This window comes from Pseudoduganella sp. GW821-FHT12E03 (genome assembly GCF_058807115.1).
In genome coordinates this window covers 58,989-78,997 of record NZ_JBXAQJ010000006.1, presented here as the reverse complement: position 1 = coordinate 78,997, position 20,009 = coordinate 58,989, and the positions used below count along the sequence as shown (strand labels likewise).

The 20,009-nt window shown below is 61.3% G+C and carries 15 protein-coding genes; 10 read left to right on the top strand and 5 right to left on the bottom strand.

Annotation, left to right across the window (positions count from 1 at the left end; genetic code table 11):
• Positions 1–36: 36 nt before the first annotated feature.
• Both AC1RRC_RS16420 and AC1RRC_RS16415 read right to left on the bottom strand, forming a co-directional pair.
• Positions 37–2,163: a C1 family peptidase gene (locus tag AC1RRC_RS16420; RefSeq protein WP_493056585.1), complete on the bottom strand. Its 2,127-nt coding sequence runs from the start codon at positions 2,161–2,163 to the stop codon at positions 37–39.
• Between the two features lie 120 nt (positions 2,164–2,283).
• Positions 2,284–3,426 (bottom strand): GNAT family N-acetyltransferase, encoded by a 1,143-nt coding sequence (locus AC1RRC_RS16415; protein WP_493056584.1) that lies wholly within the window; start codon positions 3,424–3,426, stop codon positions 2,284–2,286.
• A gap of 88 nt (positions 3,427–3,514) precedes the next feature.
• On the opposite strand from AC1RRC_RS16415, the gene AC1RRC_RS16410 reads away from it, so the two are divergent.
• Positions 3,515–5,572, top strand: a complete 2,058-nt coding sequence (locus AC1RRC_RS16410) for an NAD(+) synthase (protein ID WP_493056583.1) — start codon at positions 3,515–3,517, stop codon at positions 5,570–5,572.
• 61 nt (positions 5,573–5,633) lie between these two features.
• Complete coding sequence (locus AC1RRC_RS16405; RefSeq protein WP_493056582.1) at positions 5,634–5,972, top strand: P-II family nitrogen regulator; 339 nt, start codon at positions 5,634–5,636, stop codon at positions 5,970–5,972.
• 49 nt (positions 5,973–6,021) lie between these two features.
• Here AC1RRC_RS16405 and AC1RRC_RS16400 read toward each other — a convergent pair whose 3' ends face one another.
• Complete coding sequence (locus tag AC1RRC_RS16400; protein ID WP_493056581.1) at positions 6,022–6,651, bottom strand: trimeric intracellular cation channel family protein; 630 nt, start codon at positions 6,649–6,651, stop codon at positions 6,022–6,024.
• A gap of 136 nt (positions 6,652–6,787) precedes the next feature.
• Here AC1RRC_RS16400 and AC1RRC_RS16395 point away from each other — a divergent pair, with 136 nt between their 5' ends.
• On the top strand, positions 6,788–8,392 hold the full coding sequence (locus tag AC1RRC_RS16395) for a mucoidy inhibitor MuiA family protein (RefSeq protein ID WP_493056580.1): 1,605 nt from the start codon (positions 6,788–6,790) through the stop codon (positions 8,390–8,392).
• Positions 8,393–8,485: 93 nt separating this feature from the next.
• On the opposite strand, the gene AC1RRC_RS16390 is transcribed toward AC1RRC_RS16395, so the two are convergent.
• Together AC1RRC_RS16390 and trxB are read right to left on the bottom strand one after the other, a co-directional pair.
• Positions 8,486–9,178: a Smr/MutS family protein gene (locus tag AC1RRC_RS16390; protein ID WP_493056579.1), complete on the bottom strand. Its 693-nt coding sequence runs from the start codon at positions 9,176–9,178 to the stop codon at positions 8,486–8,488.
• 6 nt (positions 9,179–9,184) lie between these two features.
• On the bottom strand, positions 9,185–10,138 hold the full coding sequence (trxB, locus tag AC1RRC_RS16385) for a thioredoxin-disulfide reductase (protein WP_493056578.1): 954 nt from the start codon (positions 10,136–10,138) through the stop codon (positions 9,185–9,187).
• A gap of 214 nt (positions 10,139–10,352) precedes the next feature.
• Here trxB and AC1RRC_RS16380 point away from each other — a divergent pair, with 214 nt between their 5' ends.
• The 7 genes from AC1RRC_RS16380 to AC1RRC_RS16350 all read left to right on the top strand — a co-directional run bounded on the left by AC1RRC_RS16380 (position 10,353) and on the right by AC1RRC_RS16350 (position 20,003).
• Positions 10,353–12,890: a DNA translocase FtsK gene (locus tag AC1RRC_RS16380; protein WP_493056577.1), complete on the top strand. Its 2,538-nt coding sequence runs from the start codon at positions 10,353–10,355 to the stop codon at positions 12,888–12,890.
• A 96-nt stretch (positions 12,891–12,986) separates the two neighbouring features.
• Positions 12,987–13,619 (top strand): outer membrane lipoprotein chaperone LolA, encoded by a 633-nt coding sequence (lolA, locus tag AC1RRC_RS16375; protein WP_493056576.1) that lies wholly within the window; start codon positions 12,987–12,989, stop codon positions 13,617–13,619.
• Positions 13,619–14,923: a replication-associated recombination protein A gene (locus tag AC1RRC_RS16370; RefSeq protein ID WP_493056575.1), complete on the top strand. Its 1,305-nt coding sequence runs from the start codon at positions 13,619–13,621 to the stop codon at positions 14,921–14,923. Before lolA ends, AC1RRC_RS16370 begins: the two co-directional genes overlap by 1 nt.
• A gap of 105 nt (positions 14,924–15,028) precedes the next feature.
• Entirely contained in the window at positions 15,029–15,754 is a 726-nt protein-coding gene (locus AC1RRC_RS16365) for a hypothetical protein (RefSeq protein WP_493056574.1), read from the top strand.
• Between the two features lie 218 nt (positions 15,755–15,972).
• Positions 15,973–16,881, top strand: coding sequence for a PEP-CTERM sorting domain-containing protein (locus AC1RRC_RS16360; RefSeq protein ID WP_493056573.1), 909 nt, complete (start codon positions 15,973–15,975; stop codon positions 16,879–16,881).
• A 371-nt stretch (positions 16,882–17,252) separates the two neighbouring features.
• Positions 17,253–18,158 (top strand): PEP-CTERM sorting domain-containing protein, encoded by a 906-nt coding sequence (locus AC1RRC_RS16355; RefSeq protein ID WP_493056572.1) that lies wholly within the window; start codon positions 17,253–17,255, stop codon positions 18,156–18,158.
• Between the two features lie 489 nt (positions 18,159–18,647).
• Entirely contained in the window at positions 18,648–20,003 is a 1,356-nt protein-coding gene (locus AC1RRC_RS16350) for a uracil-xanthine permease family protein (protein WP_493056571.1), read from the top strand.
• Positions 20,004–20,009 lie beyond the last annotated feature (6 nt).

Here is a 20,009-nt window from a genome sequence, read left to right as displayed (position 1 = left end):
GAAAACCGCCCTACGGGGGCACGGTCCCGGGCGGAATTAAAACGACGACAGGTCGATGTCCGGCTGCGGCAAGCGGTCCGCGCCGAGGATGCGCAGCAAGGTCGCGCTGACGACCGCCGCGGAATTGTCAAACGCCCCATGCGTCGACTTCACGGACTTGCCGCCGGCCGTGCTGCTGGTGCGCACGTCCGGTTCCTTCAGGATGTGCAGGCGCGAGGCCGCAGGCAAGCCGTCACCGCCGGTAATGGCTTGCGGGATCGATGGCGTGTCGTGCCAGAAGAATTTCTGCCAGGCCTTCACATCCTTGACCGTGTGCTGGTGGAAGAATTCCGTGTTGGCGCGGCTGCCGTCATATACGCTGGCCAGGCCCAGGACCGGCGTCTTGTGCAAGTCTTCCAGCGAGCGGCTGACCAGGTACAGCAGCGATTTGCGGTACGGGCCCACGGCGTCATCGAGTTCCAGCGGATCGGACAGGGTATGGATGTCGAACGCGGCACGTGGCAGCACGCCGTGATCGATGGCTTTCGCATAGTGTTCCAGCGCGAAGCCCACCGTGCAGGCGGGCGCGAACAGGGTGCAGCTGGCGGCCGACAGTTTTTGCTTGCCGGTGCGGAACGACGTCAGCAGGCGGCCCGCGATCAGCGACCCGGCGGAATGGCCGACCAGGTGGATCGGCAAGTCGCTGCCAACCTGCGCACGCAGCATCGCCAGCTTCTCGGCCAATACCGTGATGCCGGTGCCCAGACCATCCGCGCTGGCCTGCACATTCTGCTTCATCTCGCTCCACATGCTGCGCACCAGGACTTCGCGCGCCAGCACTTCGATGCCCCTGTCGCGCGCATCGTCGAACCAGTCGCCGATGCCGCGCACCGGTTGCGTGCCAAACAGGTCATGGGCTTTGTCGGCCAGCATGTCGTTGATGACTTCCAGCCAGCCGCTTTTCCACGTGACGAAGATCGGATACACGCCATTCTCCAGGAACCACGGCGCCATGGTCTGGATGCGGGATATGGACGAGGCTTCGCTGCCCAGCCCACCGTGGAAATACAGCGCCACCCTGCGTGCATGGGCGGGCTTTTGCAGCAGCCACGCGGCCGGCTTGTCCACCACCACCACATCGGCATTGCGGTCCGCGTTGGGCAAGTGCGGCATGCGGTTCAGCAGCACGCCATTGTTGCCGGTGACCAGTGTATGCAGGTAGGCATCTTCCTTGGTGAAGCTTGCGCGCGGACTTTGCAACGCGCTTGCCACCACCCCCATGGGGCGCGCCTGGTTCGGCGGACAGGCCTGCGCGCCCACGTGCACGGTGGAGGCGCTGCCGCGCGCCAGCGGCACACCCAGTCCCACCACCCAGGCGTCGTTGCCGTTGGCCACCCAGTCCTGGTACGTCAGCACGGCAAAGCCGCCCGCGCCCCAGTTCTTGCCCCACGAATTTTGCACAATGAAGCCATGTTCGTTGTAGCCGACCAGCGCGAAAGCGTGGCCGCCGATAATGTCCGGCTGTTCGGGGTCATACGCGATACGCGGCAACTGGTCGTGGCTCTCGAGCGGAATGCCATTGCGGTTCAGGCTCTTGCCGGCCCAGCCGCCATGCACCTTGGCCGATACGTAGATGGCGCCGCTCTGGACAATGGCGGACTGCAAATCCACCACCGATTGCTTTTCAATCCGGTAGTACACGCCCAGCGGCCGCTTGACGGCATCGTGCGCCCACTCTTCGCTGTCGGGTCCCAGCGACTTGTCGTGCCACAGGGTTTCCGCGCAGACGCCATGTTTTTGCCAGCCTTTCAAGGCACCCCGGCAGCTCGATCCCTCGTAATTTTCATCCGGCCATTCATCGTAATAGCGCGCCAGGGTGTACAGCATGCGCGGGCTGACGCGGTCCTTCTTTTTCATCTTCATGCCGGACTGGCGCCACAGCAGGTAATTCACCGTCGCCGCCAATCCATAACCCGTGCACGCGCCTTCCTGGCCCTGGTCGAGGATCAGGCCGGCTTCCGTATAGTCGGGCAAGTGGTCGTGCAGCTGGGTGTCGGTGGGAACGCGATGCGGCAAATTCCCCATGGGCGCCCGGTAGGGCAGGTCGCGCAAATCAATCCGGTCGGGACGGGCATCCAGGGCGATCAGCTTGCCGCCCTGGAGTGTGGCGGTGGTGGCGGGCATGAGCAGGCTCCTTGTGGTTGATCCTGTGCAAGGTTCCACTGCCGCCGGGGTGTTGTCTATTTAATATTATTAATGAAAGTAGCTCAGCAGGTCGGAAATGGTAATGAACTCATTGTCCACTCACTTGAACGGATTGCGTTCGTTGAGCTCGTCAATGTAATGGTCGATGCCGCCCCGCTCGCGCTCCAGGAACCGCTCCACCGCATCGGCAAACGACGGATGCGCCAGCCAGTGCGCCGACCAGGTTTGCTGCGGCAGGAAACCACGCGCCATCTTGTGTTCACCCTGGGCGCCGCCTTCAAACGTCTGGATGCCTTGCTCGATGCAGAATTCCAGCGGCTGGTAATACGCGGCTTCGAAATGCAGGCACGGCACATGTTCGATCGCGCCCCAGTAGCGGCCATACAGGGTGTCGTGCGTGTGCAGTACCAGCGAGGATGCGATCGGGCGGCCGTCGCGCTCGGCGATGGTCAGCATCAGGTTGCCCGGCATGGCCGCGCCGATATCGCGAAAAAACGCCAGGTTCAGGTACGGGGATGAGCGGTGTTCCGCATACGTGGTTTCATAGCAGCGGTGGAAGAAGCGCCAGTCGGCGTCCGTGACCTCGAAGCCGCGCAGGCGCCGCAACGTGACGCCGGCATCAATCACCTTGCGCCGTTCGGCCCGGATATTCTTGCGCTTCTTGTGTTCAAGCGTGGCGAGGAAATCGTCGAAATGCCGGTAACCCTGGTTCGTCCAGTGGAATTGCACGCCGCTGCGCAGCATGAAGCCCGCGTCCTTCAGTAACCAGGCCTGCTGCTGCGGCGGATACAGGACGTGGGTCGATGACAGGCCAGACGATTGCTGCTGCGCCTGCAGGAAGGCGACCAGCGCGGCGCGCGCCTCGTCATCGCGCGCCAGCAGGCGGCTGCCGGTCACCGGCGTGAACGGGATCGCCGACAACAGCTTCGGGTAGTACTCGATGCCGTTGCGGTGGTAAGCCTCCGCCCAGGCCCAGTCAAACACGTATTCGCCATACGAGTGCGATTTCACATACAGCGGCATGGCGGCGGCCAGCGCGCCATCCTCCTCGCCCTCCCATAAAGCCAGGTATTGCGGCTGCCAGCCGGTCTCAAGACAGGCGCTGCCCGAGGCATGCAGCGCGTGCAGGAAAGCATACGACAGGAACGGATTGGTTTCCCCGTTGGCGGCCAGCAGCGCGGACCAGGCCGATTCGCCGGCTTCAGTGAGGGAGGACAGGATGGCGGGGCGGTAAGTCGTCATGCGGGCCATTCTAGCAACTTTGCCCGGCAATTAAGGCTGAATGCTAAAATCGCCGTCACCATTTGCACTATGCGCAGAGCGTTTCTTCATGCCACATTCTTTCTTCAACCTGTATTCCCACGATTTTGCCCGCGTCGCGGTGGCCGTGCCGCGTTGCCGCGTGGCCGATCCTGCCCACAACGCGCAGGAAACCATCAAGCTGGCGCGTGAAGCGGCCGGGCAGGGCGCCGCGCTGGTCGCGTTCACGGAACTGGGCTTGTCGGCCTATACCTGCGACGACTTGTTCCATCAGCGCGCCTTGCTGGACGGTTGCCTGGCGGCGCTGGCAGAGGTGCTGGAAGCGTCGAAGTCGATCGCGTCCGTGCTGGTGGTGGGCGCGCCGCTGCGGGTGGACCATCAATTGTTCAATTGCGCGGTGGTGCTGTCGGGCGGGCGCATCCACGGCGTGGTGCCGAAGACGTATTTGCCGAACTATGGCGAGTTTTACGAGGCGCGCCAGTTCTCCGCCGCCGATGAGGCGCTGTCGCAGGAAATCACCTTGCTGGGCCAGCAGGCGCCGTTCGGCGCGGCGCAGCTGTTCGAGGTGGAAAACTTCCCGCTGCTGAAATTCCACGTCGAGATTTGCGAAGACGTGTGGGTGCCGATTCCGCCGTCGTCGTTTGCCGCGCTGGCCGGCGCCACGGTATTGGTGAACTTGTCGGCCTCGAACGTGGTGATCGGCAAGGCCGACTACCGCCACCAGCTGGTGGGCCAGCAATCGGCGCGCTGCCTGGCCGCTTACCTGTATTCGTCGGCGGGGCGGGGCGAATCCACCACCGACCTGGCGTGGGATGGCCAGGCGCTGATTTATGAAAACGGGGAATTGCTGCGCGAGGCGGAGCGTTTCCAGGACGAGTCGCACGTGATTTACGGCGACGTCGACCTCGAGCGCCTGTCGCGCGAACGCATGCGCCAGACCACGTTTGGCCAGTCGATGCGCCGCCATCGCGCGGAGCTGGCGGCTTTCCGCACCGCGCGCTTTGCGCTGGAACTGCCGCGCCACCAGGTGTTGCCGTTGAAGCGCAACGTGGCGCGCTTCCCGTATGTGCCATCGAATACCGCCTTGCGCGACAAGCGCTGCAACGAGGTCTATAACATCCAAGTGCAGGCGCTGGTGCAGCGCTTGTCGTCGTCCGGCATCAAGAAGGTCGTGATCGGTGTGTCCGGCGGCCTTGATTCCACGCACGCGCTGCTGGTCTGCGCGAAAGCCATGGACCGCCTGAACTTGCCGCGTTCGAGCATCATCGCCATCACCATGCCGGGCTTTGCCACCAGCAGCCGCACCCTGGAACAGGCGCGCGCCCTGATGGCGTTTGTCGGCTGCACCGCGTCGGAAATCGATATCCGCCCAAGCTGCATCCAGATGATGAAAGATATCGGCCACCCGTATGCCGAGGGCACCGAACAGTACGACATCACGTTTGAAAACGTGCAGGCCGGCGAGCGCACCAACCACCTGTTCCGCATTGCCAACCACGTGGGCGGCATCGTGATCGGCACCGGCGACTTGTCCGAGCTGGCGCTGGGCTGGTGCACCTATGGCGTGGGCGACCATATGTCGCATTACAACGTCAACGCCAGCGTGCCGAAAACCCTGATTTCGCACCTGGTGCGCTGGGTGGCGGAAAGCCGCCAGTTTGGCGACGTTGATTCGGCCGTGCTGCTGGCGGTGGTGAATACGGAAATCAGTCCGGAACTGGTGCCGGGCAAGGCCGACGATGGCGCCCCGGCGCAAATAACGGAAAGTGTCATCGGCCCATACGAATTACAGGACTTCAACTTATACTACACGTTGCGTTTCGGCTTCGCGCCATCAAAAGTGGCGTTCCTGTCCCATGCCGCGTGGAGCGACCGCGCGGCCGGGCACTGGCCGAACGAAGCGCATGTGGTGCGCAACCAGTATGCAATGAAGGATATCAAGGCGAATCTCGCCATCTTCCTGCGCCGCTTCTTCCTGACCAGCCAGTTCAAGCGCACCTGCGTGCCGAACGGGCCGAAGGTGGGTTCCGGCGGTTCGCTGTCGCCGCGCGGCGACTGGCGGGCCCCGAGTGATTCGGAAGCGGTGGTGTGGATGAACGATTTAAAGAACGTGCCGGACGTCGAGTGAGTTTATGAATTCAAGTGCCTGATACCTTGGTGTCAGGTACTTCACGCTAAGGAGAAAACCAATGAAACAAATTACCGCAGTCATTAAACCATTCAAGCTGGACGAAGTGCGCGAAGCGCTGGCCGAAGTCAACGTCACCGGCCTGACCGTGACGGAAGTCAAAGGCTTCGGCCGCCAGAAAGGCCACACGGAACTGTACCGTGGCGCCGAATACGTGGTGGATTTCCTGCCGAAAGTGCGGGTGGAAGTGGTGGTCGATGACAGCGTGGCGGAAACCGTGGTGGACGCCATCATCAAGGCGGCACGCACCGGCAAGATCGGCGATGGCAAGATCTTCGTGCAAAACGTCGAGCAGGTGATCCGTATCCGTACTGGCGAGACCGGTCCGGACGCGGTGTAATTCCCCGGGCGCCGCCACTTGGCGGCGCCACGGCCTATTGAGGACCCCTTCAGCGCGGTCCCTTCAAGTTGATTTCGAATTTCCAGCTGACCAGCCGCATCAGCGTAATCAGCGCCGCGCTGACCCACAGCGAAAAATCATCCGAGGCCCCCCAATACTGCAGGCCGACATACACCCAGCAGCCGAAGAACGCGCAAATCGCATACGGTTTGCCGTCGCGGAACACCATCGGCACTTCATTACACACGATATCGCGCAGCACGCCGCCAAAGATGCCGGTGATGACGCCCATCATGACGGCGATGAACAGCGGCATGCCCGCTGCCTGCGCCTGCGCCACGCTGGCCACGGCAAACAGCCCGAGGCCCACCGCGTCGGCCACGACGATCAGCCGTTCCGACACGATGTGGCGGATTTGCTTGAAGAACGGCGCCGCCAGCAGCGCCACCACGAACAGCAAAATCGTGTATTCCTGATGCTGGACCCAGAACAGCGGACGTTTATCGAGCAGGATGTCGCGCATGGTGCCGCCGCCAAAGGCGGTGATGAACGCAACGATGATGACGCCGACGATATCCATGCGCTTGCGGCGCGCTTCCACGAATCCGGAAAACGCCCCGACCAGTATCGCCCCGATTTCAATGATGGTGACCAGGTGGACGGCGGGGACGATCTTCATGGGTGGGTGGCGGTATGCAAGGTTGTATAGACCGACAGGTTAACATGCGCGGGCGCGGTCCGGTAGGGTGCCGGACCATTTGACAATATCGGAATTGTTCAGCAACATGGGATTTTGATAATTTCCTGATATCAATATGAAACCGATTGCCGCTGCTGTTGCATTGCTGTTTGTCCAGGGGGCCGCCGTTGCCGCGGTCGCCGCCACGGACGCTCCGATTGCCGCCGTCACCGTGTATCCGGGCAGCGCCACCGTGGAGCGGGTGGTGCAAGTCAAAGCCGGCATGACGGAAGTGGAAATCGGGGGACTGCCTGCCAATTTCGATGCGCGTACCGTGCGGGTGCAGGCGTCGAACGGTATCCAGTTGGGCCAGATCGTCACGCGCGACACCAGCGCCACCGAAGCGCCGGGCGCGCGCGAGGCGGAGCTGGAACAGAAAATCCAGGCGCTGCGCGACAGCCGCGATGTGCTGGAGGTCGACGTGCAGGCCGCCAATGTGGTGCGCGCCTACCTGGAAAAATTGCCGGCCGCCGGTGAGCGCACCATGGCGACGGACGGCAAGGCCATTGCCGGGGCCATCGACGCGGTGCGCCATGGCGCGCGCGATACGTTCGGCCAACTCCAGCGTACGCAAGTGCAGGTGCGCGACATGGAGCGCAAGATCGCCGTGCTGCAAAAGGAACTCGAGCGCGTACGCAGCGGCGCGCGCGACCAGCGCAGCCTGACCGTGACGGTGGCGGTGCGCCAGCCCGGCACGCTGCGGGTGTCGTACCAGGTCAACGGCGCGGGCTGGAAGCCGGCTTACCGCGCCACACTGGACACGACCACGTCGCGCATCGACCTGGAGCGCATGGCGGTGGTGTCGCAAAAAACTGGGGAAGACTGGTCCGGCGTGGCCTTGAAATTATCGACCGGGCAGCCGCGCCTGTCGCCGCAGGCGCCGGACCCGCAGCCACGGTTGCTGGTGTACCGGCCGCCCGCGCCGCCGGCGAACTACCGTTCCCCGCTGGCCGCGCCGGCGCCGGCAGCGCCGCCGGCCCCGGTACAACATGTGATGGTTACCGGGTCGTCGATGCGGGCCGAGGAGGCGCCTTACCTGCCGCCGGTGCTGGAATCGCAGGGTAACTTCGATACGGAATTCGACGTCCCAGGCAAGGCCAACCTGGTCTCCGACGGCCGTGAAATTGCGTTGCCGCTGTCACGCCTGGCGCTGCCGGTGGCGCAGCGTGTCCGTGTGGTGCCGAAAATGAACAAGGCGGGCTTCCTGATAGCGGAGGCGGAACGTCCGTCCGGTGTGTGGCTGGGCGGCGACGTGCAACTGTTCCGCGACGGCGCTTATGTCGGTAATACGCACTGGAACAGCCAGGCGGCGGAAAAGCTGCAATGGTCGTTTGGCCGCGATGAACTGGTGCGCGTGACCGTCGACCGTGCGGGACAGCAGACCGGCAGTAGCGGCTTCCTGTCGCAAAAGGGCGAGCGCGAAGTGGCCGATGTCTACACCATCGCCAGCAGCCACAAGGCTCCCGTGGCGGTGGAAGTGCTGGAACCGGCGCCGGTCAGCACGTCCGACGAAATCAAGGTGGACACTGTGTTCGAGCCGCAACCGGTGGTGAAGGACTGGGAACGCCGCCAGGGTGTGGCGGCGTGGGAAAAGACACTGGCGCCGGGCGAGGCCATGAAGATCAAGGTGCGTTACACCATCCGCTATCCGAAGGAGGGGAGTGTGAGCGGCTTGCCTTGATTGGACGCGCCGTAAAACCCGCCCGACCGGTCGTGGCGCGATGTCACCCCGTAGGGCGGTTGCGGCCTTGGCCGAAGTCGCCTTGCTTATACTTCAGCGCCGCTCCGGCATCAGTGCCGCACGCAACAGCACAATCAGCGCCCCTTCGCCGCCATCATGCGACCGCGCCTGGCAAAACGCCACCACGCCTTTTTGCACCAGCCAGCTGTGCACCATCGATTTCAGCACCGGTTCCTGCCCGCGCGAACCGAAGCCACGGCCGTGGATCACGCACACGCAGCGGTGGTTGCGCTGCATGGATTTGGTCAAAAACACGCCCAGCGCATCGCGCGCCTGGTCGCGGTTCATGCCGTGTAAATCCAGTTCATCCTGGGTTGGCCAGTGGCCCTTGCGCATTTTCTTCATGACGTCCGGCCCCACGCCGGGCGCCACGTAATTCAATTCCGGATCTTCTTCCAGGTAATGCTCCACGCCGAACAGGTCCGACAGCGATTCGCGCATGACCGACGCGTCGTCGGCCTGTTGCTCTTCCGCTGTCAACGGGCGTTTCTTGGCCGCTGCGGCGGCAGCGGCGGCGGAGATGGCAGGGCGGGCCTGGTGGACGTAGCGGTCCGTCGGCTGCATTTTCTGCACGCCGGACAAGCTGTTGCGGAAAATATTGGCTTCGTGTGCCACCACTTTTTCCTGCTTTTTACGCTCCGCTTCAGCGGCGGCGCGTGCTTCACCTTGCTCCTTGAGCTGCTTGCTCAAGGATTTGAGGTCCGCAAAGTCCTTTAAACCCGCCATTGCCGATTACTCCTGCGATTCCAGGTAGCGCTGGGCATCGAGCGCCGCCATGCAGCCCGTGCCGGCGCTGGTGATGGCCTGGCGGTACACGTGGTCTTGCACGTCGCCGGCGGCAAACACGCCTGGCGCGCTGGTGGCGGTGGCCATGCCTTCGGTGCCGGTCTTGGTCTTGATGTAGCCGTTGTGCATTTCCAGCTGGCCTTCGAAAATGCCGGTGTTGGGCTTGTGGCCGATCGCCACGAACAGGCCGTGCACTTTAATTTGGCTCAGGGCGCCGTCGGCGGTGGCGGCCAGGGTCAGGCCGGTCACGCCGCCCTGGTCACCGGTCACTTCGTGCAGCGTGTGGTTCAGTTTCAATTCGATCTTGCCTTCGGCGACCTTGGCCATCAGGCGGTCGATCAGGATCGCTTCGGCGCGGAACTTCTCGCGGCGGTGCACCAGGGTCACCTTGGTGGCGATGTTCGACAGGTACAGCGCTTCTTCCACGGCGGTGTTGCCGCCGCCGATCACGGCGACTTCCTGGCCACGGTAGAAGAAGCCGTCGCAGGTGGCGCAGGCGGACACGCCGCGGCCCATGAATTCCTGCTCGGACGGCAGGCCCAGGTACTGTGCCGAGGCGCCGGTCGCGATGATCAGGGTGTCGCAGGTGTATTCACTGCTGTCGCCGATCAGGCGGATTGGCTTTTCCGACAGTTTGGCGGTGTGGATATGGTCAAACACGATTTCCGTGTTGAAGCGCTCGGCGTGCTGCAGGAAGCGCTGCATCAAGTCCGGACCTTGCACGCCCATCGGGTCGGCCGGCCAGTTTTCCACGTCAGTGGTGGTCATCAGCTGGCCACCTTGTTCCACGCCGGTCACCAGCATGGGGTTCAGATTGGCGCGGGCGGCATAGATTGCGGCGCTGTAGCCGGCCGGGCCGGAACCTAAGATCAAAACGCGGGCGTGTTTGGTAGTGGTCATGAGTGGTTCTTTCAGTTTGGATCAACCCAAAATGGGGGCGCGGACAGCACACGCAAGGCGGTTTCGTGCTATTTCGAGACGCGCGCAAACCCGGATTATAGTCCAAGAGGGCAATTGGCATGAATCGTGAGGGCAGTTGCTACAGAGATAGCTTAAAATAAGGGGTTAAGGCTTAGCGCCGCAAAATAGCCTCAGAATTATTATTAAAGTAACAATGCCAAGAAACAGTTCCCCGGCGACCTCCAACCGGAATACCCGCAACAGTTCAGAACGCCAGCCGCTGCCCAATCGGCTGGTGCGGCTGTTGTCGGAAGCGCGCTGGATGGCCATTGCCGTGCTGACCATCTACATCGTGCTGATCATGGCCAGCTACAACAAGCTGGACCCGGGCTGGTCGCATTCCAACGTGGTGCCCCGTGTCTATAACCTGGGCGGGCGGGCCGGCGCTTACCTGAGCGACCTGATGCTGTTCATTTTCGGCTTTTCCGCCTGGTGGTGGATCGTCTGGCTGCTGCGCAGCGTGTGGGGCGGCTACCGGCGCCTGACGCGCCGTTTCCTCACCGGCGAAGACGACGAGCCGGAACACCAGCACGAAACCGTCATCCGCCTGGTCGGCTTTGCCTTCCTGCTGGTGGGCAGCCTGGGACTGGAATTCCTGCGCATGTACACCTTGCCGGTGCAATTGCCGCGCGCGCCGGGCGGCGTGCTGGGCCAGTTGATCGGCCATGCGGCGCACGTGGGCCTGGGCTTTACCGGCGCGACCCTGCTGTTGCTGCTGTTGTTCGGCGTCGGCCTGAGCCTGTTCTTCCACATCTCGTGGCTGAACGTGGCCGAGCGGATCGGCGCGGCGCTGGAAGTGTGCTACGAGTGGATGGTGCACCGTTACGAAGACCATGAAGACCGTCGCCGTGGCTCGATGGCGGCCGTCAAGCGCGATGAAGTGGTGGTGCATGAACGCGCCAAGCACGTGGAAAAACACGCGGAAAAACCGGTGCGCATCGAACCGCAAGTGGTCGACAATCCCTTTACGCCGGCCGCCCCGGCCAAGGGCGGCAAACCGTCCGACAAGGACGACGTGGCCGCCACGGTGGCGGCGTTTGCCGCCGTGCCGGGCGCGGGGCAGGGCGCGTCGCCCGCCGCATCGGCCGAGAAATTTGCCGGCGCCCCGGCGCCGGTGAAGATCGAAGCGCCCGTGACCTCGGTGCCGATGTCGGAGCGCGCCGTCAAGGAGCGCCAGGGCACGCTGTTCCACGAAAGCCGTCCGGGCGACTTGCCGCCGCTGGCGCTGCTCGACGATCCGCCGCAGATGCAGGAAACCGTGGCGATAGAAACACTGGAATTCACCAGCCGCCTGATTGAAAAGAAATTGTCGGACTTTGGCGTGGAAGCGCGCGTGGTGGCGGCCTATCCGGGTCCGGTGGTAACGCGTTACGAGATCGAGCCGGCCACCGGAGTCAAAGGCAGCCAGATCGTCAACCTGGCGCGCGACCTGGCCCGTTCGCTGTCGCTGACGTCGATCCGCGTGGTGGAAACCATCCCGGGCAAGAATTACATGGCGCTGGAATTGCCGAATCCGAAACGGCAAATCGTGCGCCTGTCGGAAATCGTCGGCTCCAAGGTGTACCACGATAATGTGTCCGCCCTGACCGTGGCGCTGGGCAAGGATATTGCCGGCAAGCCGGTGGTGGCCGACCTGGCCAAGATGCCGCACTTGCTGGTGGCCGGCACCACCGGTTCCGGCAAGTCGGTGGGGATTAACGCCACCATCCTGTCGCTGCTGTACAAGGCCGACCCGGCCGATGTGCGCATGATCCTGATCGATCCGAAGATGCTGGAAATGTCGGTATATGAAGGCATTCCGCACTTGCTGGCGCCGGTGGTGACCGACATGCGCCAGGCCGGCCATGCGCTGAACTGGGCCGTCAATGAAATGGAGCGGCGCTATAAACTGATGTCCAAGCTGGGTGTGCGTAACCTGGCCGGTTACAACGCGAAGATCCTGGAAGCGGCCAAGCGCGAAGAGCATATTCCGAATCCGTTCAGTATTACCCCGGATTCGCCGGAACCGCTGGATAAACTGCCCACCATTGTCATCATTATTGACGAGTTGGCCGACCTGATGATGGTGGTCGGTAAAAAAGTCGAAGAGTTGATTGCCCGTATTGCACAAAAAGCCCGCGCGGCGGGCTTGCACTTGATTCTCGCGACCCAGCGCCCATCTGTGGATGTGATTACCGGCTTAATTAAAGCCAATATCCCTACCCGTATTGCATTCCAAGTGTCGTCCAAGATCGACTCGCGCACGATTCTCGACCAGATGGGGGCGGAAACCCTGCTCGGCATGGGTGACATGCTATACATGCCGCCTGGCACCGGGTTGCCGATCCGCGTGCACGGCGCCTTTGTTTCCGACGAGGAAGTGCACCGCGTGGTGGGCCATTTGAAATTGCAAGGTGAGCCGAATTACATTGAAGGCATCCTGGAAGGCGGCACCCTGGAAAGCGAGGGCGGCGCGGAAGGCGGCGCTGCCGCGGGCGAGGGCGGCGGTGAAGCCGATCCGATGTATGACCAGGCGGTGCAAGTCGTGCTGAAAAACCGCCGCGCATCGATTTCGCTGGTACAGCGCCATTTGCGCATTGGTTACAACCGTGCGGCGCGCCTGCTGGAACAGATGGAACAAAGCGGTGTCGTGTCACCGATGCAGTCGAACGGCAACCGGGATATTCTCGTGCCGGCGGCCAGTGCGGAGTAATGGCGCATAAGCGGATAATGGTGGCATCAATGCAGTCGAACGGCAACCGCGACATCCTGGTCCCTGCCGCCAGTGCAGAATAACGAAGGAATGCAGATGAAACGAATGAAAATTGCCGCCTTGCTGGCGGCCCTGATTGGCGCCAGCGCCATGGTGATGGAAGCCGACGCGGCGGCCCTGGACCAGTTTAAAACCTTTGTTGCCAGCACCAAGTCGGCCAAGGGGGAATTCTCGCAGCAGCAAATGAAGGCGGGCGGCGGCAAGGCTGCCGCGCCGTCGTCCGGCACGTTTGAATTTGCCCGCCCCGGCAAATTCATCTGGCTGTACCAGAAGCCGTATGACCAGTTGCTGCAGGCCGATGGCGACAAGCTGTATATCTATGACAAGGATTTGAACCAGGTCACCGTGAAAAAACTCGGTGATGCGCTGGGTTCGTCGCCAGCCGCGATCCTGTTCGGCAGCAATGACCTGGAAAAGAATTTCACCCTGTCCGAAGCGGGCGCCAAGGACGGCATGGAATGGCTGAAAGCCGTGCCGAAAACCCAGGATACGACCTTCGAGCAAATCACCATCGGCTTGCGCGATGGCACGCCGCAAGCGATGGAATTAAAAGATAACTTTGGTTCCGTGTCGGTGCTGACGTTCCGTAAATTTGAAAAGAATCCGGTCGTCGGCGCCAGCCACTTCAAGTTTGTGATGCCGAAAGGCGTGGAAATTTCGCAGCAGTGATGCAAGATTTGTTCAAGACCGAGCCGCGCCCGCCCCTGGCGGAGGCATTGCGGCCGAAGTCGCTCGATGAAGTGATCGGCCAGACCCATTTATTGGGTGAAGGCAAGCCGCTGCGCCTGGCGTTCCAGGCCCGCAAACCGCACTCGATGATTTTCTGGGGCCCGCCCGGTGTCGGCAAGACCACTCTGGCGCGCCTGACGGCGAATGCGTTCGACGCGGAATTCATTGCCTTGTCCGCCGTGTTTGCCGGCGTCAAGGATATCCGTGCGGCGATGGAACAGGCGCAGGACAACCTGGACCGTCTCGGCAAGCATACCTTGCTGTTTGTCGATGAAATCCACCGCTTCAACAAGTCGCAGCAAGATGCGTTGCTGCCGTTCGTGGAATCGGGCCTGGTCACGTTCATCGGCGCGACCACGGAAAACCCCAGTTTCGAAGTCAATTCCGCTTTGCTGTCGCGCGCGCAAGTCTATGTGCTGAAGTCGCTCGATGATACGGAAATGCGGCAATTGCTGGCCAAGGCGCAACAGGAAGCCTTGCCGCATTTGCAATTCGACGACGCGGCCGCCGACACGCTGGTGGGGTACGCGGATGGCGATGCGCGCCGCTTTTTGAACTTGCTGGAGCAGGCCGATAACGCGTCGTCGTCGGCCGGCATCAAGAAAATCGACAGCGCCTTCGTGGAAAGCGCGATGACCTTGAATGCGCGCCGCTTTGACAAGGGCGGCGACAATTTTTACGACCAGATTTCAGCCTTGCATAAATCCGTGCGCGGGTCGAACCCGGACGGCGCCTTGTACTGGTTTTGCCGCATGATCGACGGCGGCGCCGACCCGCGCTACCTGGCGCGCCGCATCGTGCGCATGGCGTGGGAAGACATCGGCCTGGCCGATCCCCGCGCGCTGACCATCGTCAACGACGCGGCGGAAACCTATGAACGGCTGGGCTCGCCGGAAGGGGAGCTGGCGCTGGGCCAGGCGGTGATTTACCTGGCGGTGGCGGCCAAGAGCAATGCCGGCTACAACGCTTTCAATGAAGCGATGGCGCATGTGAAGCGCGAGAAATCACGCGAAGTGCCGGTGCACTTGCGCAATGCGCCGACCAAATTGATGAAAGAACTCGGTTACGGCCACGCCTATCGCTACGCGCACGACGAACCCCACGCGTATGCGGCAGGGGAAACATACTTGCCGGATGGCATGCCGGAGCCGGGCTGGTACCGGCCGGTGCCGCGCGGGCTGGAAATCAAGATTGCCGACAAGCTGGCATTCCTGCGCAAGCTGGACGACGACGCGCGCAAATAGCCGCTGGGGTGCTCCGCCTTACGAACCCAGTTGATATGTGGCATCATTGAAATCTTTGCAAATTACGTTAGCGCTTCTATGCTCATTCCCAGCCTTGCTTCTGAAATGATTACCACCTGCCAGTTGTTCTGGAAGCTGGCGGAAGGTGACTTCCCGCAAGCCCAGTCGATGACGTGCACGCTAAAGCTGAATAATTCCCGGCAGTGTGTGCAGTTCCCGTTCCCGGACCTGGGCCAACCGCTGCTCGGGCTGCGCCTGGATATCGCGGACAGCCCGGCCAAGGTGGTCGTGCTGAGCATGGCGTTGCGCGACGGGGAGCAGGCGGTGCAGTGGCAATGGGATGGCAGTCCGGACCTGTTTGCCAACCTACTTGAAGCCAATGCCACCAGCGGCGAGTCCGACGGTCCGGTGGTCTTGCTGGCGTCGCATGGACTGGATCCGCGCTGCGAACTGGCGATTCCCGCCGACGTCCTGGCGCGCGTGCAGGGCGGCTGGCATCTGGAACTGATCCTGTCACCGCAGACCGATCCGCTGCACGACTTGCTGCGCGACTCGCTGTCGCACCAAAAGCATATTGTTGCGCTTTCCAAGCTGGTGGTCGATCAGCGCCACCATATCGATCAACTGGAACGCGCGAGCCTGGAACAATTGAAGCGGATTGAACAATTGGCCGAGGAGAGCAAGGTGCAGCAATTGATGGTGGCGCGCTATGAGGAAAACGACGCGATCATCCGCAAAAAGCTGTCGGAGCAAGATCGTGCCCTGAACGCTATTACCGGAAACAAGTGGCTGCGCCGCCTGATTTCGTTCAATCAGGCGCCTTCTGCCTGACCCCTGCTGGCGGCCGGCGGGGTTATTGCTAATCCGAAAATCTTTCTGCATACGTGTAAGGGAAACTGCTAGTCGGAAAGTTTTACAGTGCATAAATATTGTGCACTGGAATTCCTTTTAAATCAGAAGCTTGCAACTTCTGGTCTGCAACTTGCTTTGCTTTTTGGGCGGAATATGGTTTTGGATTGAACGAGTCACCCACCCAAAGGGAGTCGGAAATGAAAAAGCAAATTTCAGTGGTCATCAGTGCGTTGGTGGTTGCGGCACTCTCGACCGTCACCTCCGCAGTAGCGAAGCCAAAAGAAGACCCGCCGCCGCCCCCACCGCAGAATCAACCGGCTCCACCACCTCCGCCACCAGTGTGCACGCTGGACAGCTATGCGATTACCGCCGCAGCGCCCGCCGGATCGACACCGACAGCGCTGCCTGGCGCCATCAATTCCACGTCCTGCTATGGCGTGGTCAAGATGGAGTCCGGCGATAACCCGGCATCGATTCAGCCGACTACCAACCTGGGCTACCTGAACGATGGCTTGCTGAATGGCGAGGATGGCGTGCTGCCATGGTCGACGTTCTTGAATACCGGCGATCTGCAAGACTTGAACCCGGCGACTTTGGGTAATGTCGACCCGGGGTGGATTCAGCTGGGCACGATGAGTGCATCAGGCGGGCCGATGAATTACTCCAGTATCGGCGCTTTCAACCTGAACCAGATCGTGACCTTTACCCAAAACGTGCAGACGACCGGCACCAGTATTTCCGGGACCTGGGCGCTGACGCTCGACGCCGACATCATCGACATCCTGCATGATAATGGCTTGTTCCAGCGTAACAACTTTGACCACCTGGCGTTTGTCGTCAAGGCCAGCAACGAATGGGCAGTGTACGACTTCAACTTCAATAACATCGGCGGCTTCGACTTGACGCAGCCATATTCGATGTCGGGCACCTGGAACCTGAACGATTTCAAAAATAGCAATGGACAAGACCAGGCGTTGTCGTTCCTGGGCGTCTGGGCCCGGGATCCGGTCTCGAATGACACCACGGTTCCGGAGCCAGCCAGTTTGGCGCTGTTTGGCCTGGGCCTGCTGACGATGGCCCGCCTGCGCCGCCGCCAGATCAAGTGATCCATCACGCCACCGGGCGTAACAAGCAAAGCCACCCCAGCGGGTGGCTTTGTTCTTTTCAGAGGGCGAAAGCAATGTGTCGAAAAACTTTACAGTGCAATCGGTGACCAAATGTAGATATGGGTTGGCTTCTATCGGAAATTTAATTTCTTTCCCAGTGGATATGAATATTGCGTAAGGGGAGTATGTAGTCGGGTTTTTTTACAGCTCTGTTCTGGACAAGTTTGATTACAGTCTTGTAATCCGCGATTTGATGACTGGCATGGTGTTTGCTCTATTTCCTAATAGAACTTTAGAGTTCCAAGTTGCATTATGCATTGCCGCAAAACAAGGAAGCCAAATGAAAAAAACACCACTCAACGCTGATCGGCATGCTGGTTGCTGCGTTTATCGCAACCGGCGCCTCGGCCAAGCCAAAGGACAAGGATACGCCGGCGCCAACGACGCCGCCTGCCACGACCACGACGCCGGCGCCGGCAAAATGTTCCGGGGACAGCTACACGATCACCAAGGCCGCGCCGGCGGGGCAGACGCCACAGGCGCTCGCCCAACCGATCAGCGCAACCAAGTGCTATGGCACGGTTGAAATGGTTGGCGGCAGCAATCCAGCATCCATCCAACCCGATGGCGGCAATTTTGGTTACCTCAATGATGGCCTGTTGAATGGCGAAGGTGGCGTGCTGCCATGGTCGACCTTCATCACCAGCGATCAGTTGCAAGACTTGAATCCGGCGCCAGGCACCGGCAATGTCGACCCGGGCTGGATTCAACTGGGGACCATGAGCGCATCGGAAGGTGCGCTGAGCACCTCGACCATCGGCACGGGCGCCAATGCGTTCAACCTGAATAACGTCCTGAGCTTTACGCAAGATACGACCAGCCTGGAGAACAGCGCCAGTATTTACGGCACCTGGTCCCTGATCCTCGATCAAGACACCATCGGCAAGTTGAACAGGGCGGGCCTGTTCCAGCGGAACAATTTCGACCAATTGGCATTCGTGGTCAAGGCTGGCAACAGCTGGGCGGTGTACGATTTCGATTTCACGAAATTCAACGGTTTCGACTTGACCCAGCCGTATTCGCTGGCTGGCACGTGGAACCTCGATGATTTCCAGAACAAGAACGGCAGGGACCAGCAGTTGTCGTTCCTGGGCGTGTGGGCACGCGACCCGGTCGGTGCTTCGGCCAATGTCCCTGAGCCCGGCGTCCTGGCCCTGTTCGGCGCCGGCCTGTTGTCGATAGCTGCCTTGCGCCGCCGCCGCGGCAAAGCCAAATAATCGTCCGCTGCGATGATGAGCAAGCCACCTTCGGGTGGCTTTTTTTATATCCATCGCCACGGCATTTGCGACTAAAACGCATGTCTGCCACAACAGATTGTATACATATCATGATGCAATCGTTGCGTGTCGGCCACGCCTTGTTGCATCACATCACTCAGTATCCATCGTACGCATAGATTGTATACAAAATTCGTTGACAATAAAGTTATGCGGGAGCATGATGAATTCACGAAAGCCGCCATAGAGCAGCGCGAATGAAGCCATCAGTGGAGACATCATGCGTAACATGCCAGCCATCGCAGTGCCTGCAGCGCCCTCACAGTCCGGTGTGCCGTACCCCGGTTACCAGGCTGTGTTTGACGTCTTCACATCCCTCCTGTTTGACCTCGACATTTCCCGTTAGCCACCACCAGACGACCCGTAGAGGCATGCCGGATAGCACCGGAAAAAGTAGTTCAAGACATAAAATCTTCAGATGGAGACACCATGAACAACCTGCTATACAAAGTGGACGACCGTCCACCTCTCGTCACGACCGTTTTGCTGGCCGCCCAGCACATGCTGGCTGCCCTGGGCGGCATCATCGCCGTGCCCCTGGTGGTCGGCGCAGTCCTGAAACTTCCTGCCGACCAGATCGTTGCACTGGTTAATGCCGCGTTGCTGGGTTCCGGCATCGTTACCTTTATTCAGTGCAAGGGCGTGGGCGCCGTCGGCATCCGCCTGCCTTGCGTGATGGGCACCAGCTTCGCCTTCGTTGGCGCGGCCATCAGTATCGGCCTGGAACACGGGGTCCCCGGCATCCTTGGCTCTTCGCTGGCCGGTTCGGTGGTCATGATCCTCGGCAGCTTCTTCATGCCGCAAATCCGCAAACTGTTCCCGCACCAGGTGACGGCCGTGGTCGTGACCATGATCGGCCTGTCGCTGGTACCGGTGGCGGTGGACTGGGCCGCCGGCGGCAAAGGCGCCGGCGCTCACTACGGTGATCCGATCAACCTGGGCATCGCCCTGTTCGTCCTGGCAACCGTGATCGGCCTGGTGCAATTCGGCAAAGGCATTATTTCCGCAGCCGCTGTCGTGATCGGCATGGCCATCGGCTACGCCGTGTGCCTGGGCCTGGGCCTGGTGGACTTCTCCACCGTGAATAAAGCAGCGGTGTTTGCGCTGCCCCAGCCACTGTATTTCGGCATGACGTTCCCGATCAGCGGCATCCTGGCGATGGCGGTGGCGTACGTGGTCACCATGGTGGAAACCACCGGCACCTTCATGGCGCTGGGTTCCGCCACCCAGACCAAAATGAAGGGCAAGCTGCTCAAGCGCGGCGTGCTGTGCGACGGCGTCGGCTCCGCCTTCGTCTCCGTGCTGGGCGCACCGCCGGTGTCGACCTTCGCTCAAAACGTCGGCGTGATTTCGCTGACCGGCGTGGCCAGCCGCCACGTGGTGGCGCTGACCGGCGTACTGTTGGCCGCTGCCGGCCTGTTCCCGATCCTGGGCGCGATCGTCGTGACCATCCCTCAGCCTGTGCTGGGCGGCGCCGGCCTGATGATGTTTGCCATGATCATCGCTGCCGGCGTGCAAATGCTGTCGCACGTTGAACACGACAAGCGCACCGGCCTGTTGATCGCGGTGTCGGTCGGTTGCGGCCTGGCGGTGTCGGTGCGTCCTGAACTGCTGTCGAAACTGCCAGCGTTCGTGCATGAAATCTTCGGTTCCGGCATTTCGACCGCCGCGATCGTGGCGGTGGTGTTGAACCTGGTGCTGCCGGACCGTCCAGTGGAAGCCCATGACGACGAGGAAGATGACGTCCCCCAGCCCATGCTGGTAAAAAACATGGAGGCGGCGTAATCTAAG

Bases quoted from the DNA above. Each gene is read 5' to 3' on its own strand.
- AC1RRC_RS16420 (WP_493056585.1), bottom strand. From the start codon at position 2,163: ATGCCCGCCACCACCGCCACACTCCAGGGCGGCAAGCTGATCGCCCTG.
- AC1RRC_RS16415 (WP_493056584.1), bottom strand. From the start codon at position 3,426: ATGACGACTTACCGCCCCGCCATCCTGTCCTCCCTCACTGAAGCCGGC.
- AC1RRC_RS16410 (WP_493056583.1), top strand. From the start codon at position 3,515: ATGCCACATTCTTTCTTCAACCTGTATTCCCACGATTTTGCCCGCGTC.
- AC1RRC_RS16405 (WP_493056582.1), top strand. From the start codon at position 5,634: ATGAAACAAATTACCGCAGTCATTAAACCATTCAAGCTGGACGAAGTG.
- AC1RRC_RS16400 (WP_493056581.1), bottom strand. From the start codon at position 6,651: ATGAAGATCGTCCCCGCCGTCCACCTGGTCACCATCATTGAAATCGGG.
- AC1RRC_RS16395 (WP_493056580.1), top strand. From the start codon at position 6,788: ATGAAACCGATTGCCGCTGCTGTTGCATTGCTGTTTGTCCAGGGGGCC.
- AC1RRC_RS16390 (WP_493056579.1), bottom strand. From the start codon at position 9,178: ATGGCGGGTTTAAAGGACTTTGCGGACCTCAAATCCTTGAGCAAGCAG.
- trxB (WP_493056578.1), bottom strand. From the start codon at position 10,138: ATGACCACTACCAAACACGCCCGCGTTTTGATCTTAGGTTCCGGCCCG.
- AC1RRC_RS16380 (WP_493056577.1), top strand. From the start codon at position 10,353: ATGCCAAGAAACAGTTCCCCGGCGACCTCCAACCGGAATACCCGCAAC.
- lolA (WP_493056576.1), top strand. From the start codon at position 12,987: ATGAAACGAATGAAAATTGCCGCCTTGCTGGCGGCCCTGATTGGCGCC.
- AC1RRC_RS16370 (WP_493056575.1), top strand. From the start codon at position 13,619: ATGCAAGATTTGTTCAAGACCGAGCCGCGCCCGCCCCTGGCGGAGGCA.
- AC1RRC_RS16365 (WP_493056574.1), top strand. From the start codon at position 15,029: ATGATTACCACCTGCCAGTTGTTCTGGAAGCTGGCGGAAGGTGACTTC.
- AC1RRC_RS16360 (WP_493056573.1), top strand. From the start codon at position 15,973: ATGAAAAAGCAAATTTCAGTGGTCATCAGTGCGTTGGTGGTTGCGGCA.
- AC1RRC_RS16355 (WP_493056572.1), top strand. From the start codon at position 17,253: ATGCTGGTTGCTGCGTTTATCGCAACCGGCGCCTCGGCCAAGCCAAAG.
- AC1RRC_RS16350 (WP_493056571.1), top strand. From the start codon at position 18,648: ATGAACAACCTGCTATACAAAGTGGACGACCGTCCACCTCTCGTCACG.